This is a genomic window from uncultured Veillonella sp. (assembly GCF_915069625.1).
Taxonomy (GTDB): Bacteria; Bacillota; Negativicutes; order Veillonellales; family Veillonellaceae; genus Veillonella.
In genome coordinates, this window is record NZ_CAJZFD010000157.1 from 1 (window position 1) to 4,915 (window position 4,915).

The window sequence follows — 4,915 nt, forward strand, 5'->3', positions numbered from 1 at the left end:
ATCTTATCAATATTTTTATGGTAATTTTTGGCAAGAACTTTTACAGTATCTAAATAATCACCTGATGGTTTCTCATCCCAACAGAATTCTAAGCCTTCATAAAGAAGTCTATAATCACAATATCTCTCATTATATACGAGTTCATTTTCACTCATAGGCATCCTCTCTCTCATCACAATGCTTTGATTTCAAAATCACTAAAATACTTTCTCAATATTTTACACGAAGACTATATAAAATAACGTAGCCCAAAGCACACAAGTATATACTTTCTAAGCATATAGTAAAAGCCCCTTGCGTAAGCGAAGGGCTAAACTATTATATCTTTATTAGTTAGCTACCACAGCATGTATAGAATACAGGTATACCATCTTCGTTATCTATAAGCCCATAACCTTCACATTCATGGCCTTCGTATTCAATACCTTCAAAGAATACGTGATCACCCAGTTCTTTATTAGCCATTAGATTATGCAATTTAAAGAGCAACTCTTCTCTTGTAAAATATGTACCATTATCCGCTACGAGATGAGCCATGATTTCTACTTGCCACATACCATCTTCTTTATCCTCTTCAAATAGTTCTTCATCGGTTACACGTTCATTATCAAAAAGTTGGTCTGTACTTTCAATCCAAGCTTCATAGGTTACTAGAATTTCCGGTTCTTCTAATCTATCGTCGTCTGCTTCATCATCTACATATTTCTCTACTTCTTTATTGTATTCTTTAGAAAACTCTTCTCTGCTATATGTTTGCTTATTAAATACCCAATGTACTACATCATATGTAGGATACTTATCTTCTTCGCATTCATTAATATCTCCAGTAACTTTACCTTCCGTAGTAACTTTATCTTCTATAGTATCTTTGCTATTTTTCTTATCAAAGACATTCTTAATAGTTTCATATACCAAAGGATAATCCACCTTGTACTCTTTTGGCTTAATTTTAAATAGGTGATATTTTACCACTTCACAGCACCAAACAAGCTGTTTATCTAAGTGGTCTTCTTTTGTCATTTTCATGGCCGTCTCTATTAACTGTAAAGCTTTCTGTACATGTTCAGATTCGTAGCTTTCACCACATGCTAAAGACGCATGAGCATAGCCACAACGATAATACCAAGACCAATCACGATGTGTTTCATCAATACGATTAAATAAATCGATAGCCTCTTCTGGTCGACCATTATTGTTATACATACGTCCTAAGGCGCTTAACAATGTAGGCGACAAATTATCGATACCTATGTTAGTTAACAACTCCATAGCACGATCAGCATCTAGGTCCTCTTGTTCATTAAGGAGCTTAACCTTTTCCGTATCACTTAAAGATTGAAACTCTTCATCCGTAATCTCTTCAATACTGATATATAAGTTCTTAATAAAGTCACCAAAATTATCTGCTAACAGAGTGATTGAGTAGTCACCTTCTTGGTCAACACGTACTACCTTAGGCTCTCCAGTAGGACCACACTCACGATAATCGAGGAAAATCATATCATGACCACCAGAAATCGTATCGGCTACAACAACACCAATAGGAGGATATTCCCATTTAGAGATCCAAAACTCATTGCCAAATTCACCAAGTAGAGAGTATTTTTTACCTCTATCAATACCATATATACCTGTTACATATACACAATCGCCATCATCGTTAATAAAACAATTTTTCTTTACTGCACCACCATTATGGTTTTTAAGTAGCTCAATATAGGCTGCAGGCAATGTATAGCCTAGCTCAGCTTCAGCATCCTTAATATCCTCTTCGGTAACAGGTTTACCTATATAGGATTCAAATGCATAATCAACATCATTCCAAAATCCGGTCCAATCAAAGTCTTTTAGATTACTCATAATACTCTCCTAGTTTAAACCGTTATAATCTAATTTTTTAATTACTCATTCATAGAATAAGTTTTGATTAAAACTTTTACCTCACGTCGTATCAAAATAGTATCTACCATATAGGAAACAATGATATAAGGAGATACATTTATAATCCCGATAGGGGCCAATATAAGGGCTGCCCACAATAAATTCAGTGAATACGCATACCACTTAAAATCAATGGTATTTAAAAATGGTATAACATAGTCAATAACTCTTACTTCCCATTGCATTAATGGGTTCAATTCCTCACTTGTGCCTAATAGCCAAGTGAAAGTAAGGGCAAATATCAAACCATATACTATGCCAACAGGAATTAATACCTTCGCTCTCTTTTTTAACAGATTACGGCAAATCTCATCTTCTTCCTCTGGTGTTACATCGTATACCATATTACATTCTATCTGAATCCGTCTAAATCGATAGCGAATATACTTATACAAAAGGTTATTCGGTGAATATAACATAATGGGCTCCGTATACTATTTGTAGTAACTTAATCTTTAGAAAATATATCATCCATCTATGGCAAAGTGATGTAAATCTTTGAATTCATTATCCCAAAATATATTGCAAGGTCAGTCATCGTTTGTCCCCTTTACATAGCTTTCCATCTTAGGTCTTAAATCTAACACGATTTCCCAACTATCTAAGGCTGAAACCTTACGATGTGCAATAAAATCTTCTATGATCTGAAATGCCTCTTGATGTCCCAGCTCATTTTTACCGTATATGATAGTACCCTGCTCACCATCATTAGTTACACTAAGTTCTATATGTAATAAATCGGTATCTTGATCACTACAAACCTGTACAAAGTTATATAGTTTATTATCTATGGAGATTGCCTTTGATGGAGAAATAACTACAAAGTCTTGCTCTTGGTCCTCAATAGCATACAGATTTTGTTCAACTTCATTCAGTGTAATACCTTCATATTTATAGGTGCCTACATCAATGGACCACTCCATATATGTTTTCTCAAATGTATCTGTCATATGTATCGTCTCTCCTTTACGATATACCCTAAAACAAGGTTTCTAATTGACCTGCCATATCGGACATAAACTCATCAAATTTACAAAGCTCTCGCAGTTCTTGATGTTCTATATCATAACAAGAAATCTTTTTAGACTTAGGGTCCCACACAATTTGCCATTCATTATACTCACCTAGTTCTTTAGATAAACGTAATAGATTACGACGACCTAATTTAAATGGAATCGTATCAATAAGTGTGAAGAACTCTATAGATATAAAATCGGAGTCTGGCAATTCAAAATAGAGCGTATCTCCCTCTAAAAACGATACTAATGCCTTTGGTAATTTAAATGGCTTTAACTGATCCATTTTATTTTGTATATCATGAAACTCAGCAGGCTCTAAGGATTTAAAATACTCTGCCATTTCCATATCACCCTTTTCAATAGCAATGCTATAGGGACGCATACCATCCTTTTCCGTGATGGTCACGTCAGCGCCATGTTCTACCAAGTATTTACACATCTTTAAATCTACATACCGTGCTGCTACGCACAATGGCGTTGGCTTAAAGGGATATACAGAATCAGGCTTATTGTAGTTAATATCTACACCATTACGAATAAAGAAATCTAGAACCTCATAATTTCTATCTGTAATGGCATTTCTGAAAGCTTTACCGCCATACTTCTGTACCGTATGGCCTAAGTCATGAATAATCTGTAAGTGATTATATTTCTTGCCATATAAGGCAGCTTGAAAGGCATCTACTTTCACACGGTTCAAGGCGTGAACATTAGCACCATGAGTCACAACATAGTCGATAATCTCTTTATTACCATACCGTACAGCTAATAAGAAACTTGGATTTTCTTCATCATTAAGATCAGCGCCATTCTCCACTAACCATTGAATACTTGGCAAGCAACACATAACAAGAGCTAATTCTAAAGGTGTATGCTCACTATACTCACCAATTTCTATAGGTATATTAATATCCCAACCATTGGCTAATGCATTTTCTAAAGCGCTAATATTTCCTGTTACAATATCTGTTACGATATGAGGCACTGATTCAAATGTACCTAAATCTTTTAACTGTATCATGTCTCTCTCCCAAAAACTATATTTTAAAATGATTATCACTAATTACATTATATTACATTTATAAGTAGGAGTGTATAGTAAAAGCCCCTCGCATAAGCGAAGGGCTAATCCATTATTTCTCTTGTACTTGTTTACCATTCATGGCTAGAATACCTAGACGATTAAATTGTAATAAAGCTTCTGCAGCAGTGCGATCTATTTCATTTATCTTTTTGCGAATTGGTTTAAACATAATATATCTCCTAATTTTATTTACTTATCCTATTTACAAGATACATAAAAGTACCACTATTAGTATCATCAACTTTAGAATATTCTTTCCAATTTATAGGATATATCCCAGTTAATACTATAGGTGCTTCCATTCCACGCATTGTTCCTTTTCCCGTATTAGAGGACCAATTCATACATCCAGTTTTTATAGAACCCTCCTCAATAGAGAATTCAGCGTATGTACAACTTACTTTTGTCGGAGGCTTTAGATAAGATATCTCACTAGTTATCTTAATCGTATAACCTTCAATAAAGTTATTACTCTTATCCCTAAATTCCTCTATACGCATTATATCTTTTAAGTAGTTATAGCAGCCTTGATCCTTAGCACCTTGCTCCTTCAACACATACACTTCCCCATTTATAGTTTTAATGCATTTTTTTGTCGTATATTTAAGCTCAATAGGAATCCATTTACCATCTAATATAACAAGAATATCAAGATGTAAATTAGAATTAAATTCAGGTACAAACTCTAATCTAATATCACAATTTGGATATTGTTCTTTAATCATCCAGGCTAAGCTAAACTGAAAATCTGCTTCCGAATGAAATATTGGTCTCCACCTACTCAATTGGTACATTATTTTATCAATATCTAAAATTAGTCCCACACCACATACCTCATTCAATATAATTTAACTACTTATACTAATTATAT

At 34.0% G+C, this 4,915-nt stretch carries 5 protein-coding genes; all 5 read right to left on the reverse strand.

The annotated features are described in order from the left end of the window. Positions 1 to 333: 333 nt before the first annotated feature. Positions 334 to 1,860, reverse strand: a complete 1,527-nt coding sequence (locus QZ548_RS07945) for an SMI1/KNR4 family protein (RefSeq protein ID WP_119207203.1) — start codon at positions 1,858 to 1,860, stop codon at positions 334 to 336. Between the two features lie 41 nt (positions 1,861 to 1,901). Beyond that, positions 1,902 to 2,360, reverse strand: coding sequence for a glycosyl transferase family 4 (locus QZ548_RS07950; RefSeq protein ID WP_119207202.1), 459 nt, complete (start codon positions 2,358 to 2,360; stop codon positions 1,902 to 1,904). Positions 2,361 to 2,471: 111 nt separating this feature from the next. Continuing rightward, positions 2,472 to 2,891: a bacteriocin gene (locus tag QZ548_RS07955; protein WP_119207201.1), complete on the reverse strand. Its 420-nt coding sequence runs from the start codon at positions 2,889 to 2,891 to the stop codon at positions 2,472 to 2,474. Positions 2,892 to 2,919: 28 nt separating this feature from the next. Continuing rightward, on the reverse strand, positions 2,920 to 3,981 hold the full coding sequence (locus QZ548_RS07960; RefSeq protein WP_119207200.1) for an ankyrin repeat domain-containing protein: 1,062 nt from the start codon (positions 3,979 to 3,981) through the stop codon (positions 2,920 to 2,922). A 248-nt stretch (positions 3,982 to 4,229) separates the two neighbouring features. Then, complete coding sequence (locus tag QZ548_RS07965; RefSeq protein WP_119207199.1) at positions 4,230 to 4,868, reverse strand: hypothetical protein; 639 nt, start codon at positions 4,866 to 4,868, stop codon at positions 4,230 to 4,232. Positions 4,869 to 4,915 lie beyond the last annotated feature (47 nt).

Bases quoted from the DNA above. Each gene is read 5' to 3' on its own strand.
- QZ548_RS07945 (WP_119207203.1), bottom strand. From the start codon at position 1,860: ATGAGTAATCTAAAAGACTTTGATTGGACCGGATTTTGGAATGATGTT.
- QZ548_RS07950 (WP_119207202.1), bottom strand. From the start codon at position 2,360: ATGTTATATTCACCGAATAACCTTTTGTATAAGTATATTCGCTATCGA.
- QZ548_RS07955 (WP_119207201.1), bottom strand. From the start codon at position 2,891: ATGACAGATACATTTGAGAAAACATATATGGAGTGGTCCATTGATGTA.
- QZ548_RS07960 (WP_119207200.1), bottom strand. From the start codon at position 3,981: ATGATACAGTTAAAAGATTTAGGTACATTTGAATCAGTGCCTCATATC.